Source organism: Cedecea sp. VD22 (assembly GCF_037150195.1).
Taxonomy (GTDB): Bacteria; Pseudomonadota; Gammaproteobacteria; order Enterobacterales; family Enterobacteriaceae; genus Cedecea.
In genome coordinates this window covers 1-255 of the sequence record NZ_JBBCPX010000082.1, presented here as the reverse complement: position 1 = coordinate 255, position 255 = coordinate 1, and the positions used below count along the sequence as shown (strand labels likewise).

1 tRNA gene is annotated in these 255 nt (G+C 50.6%); it reads left to right on the top strand.

Annotated features, from left to right (window positions below):
• Positions 1 to 157 precede the first annotated feature (157 nt).
• Positions 158 to 233 (top strand) — tRNA-Ala (locus WFK85_RS23565).
• Positions 234 to 255: the final 22 nt, after the last annotated feature.

Here is a 255-nt window from a genome sequence, read left to right as displayed (position 1 = left end):
CTGATAAGGGTGAGGTCGGTGGTTCAAGTCCACTCAGGCCTACCAAATTTTCCCCTGTTCTGCGTTGCACCTCAGACTCGCATACCTCAGTATGCGTAGCTAAGTTGCGCCTTGACCAGATGAAAATTATGGTAATCAAAGGTTTTACGAAATCGATGGGGCTATAGCTCAGCTGGGAGAGCGCCTGCCTTGCACGCAGGAGGTCAGCGGTTCGATCCCGCTTAGCTCCACCATCATTTCATGCACCAAAACTTA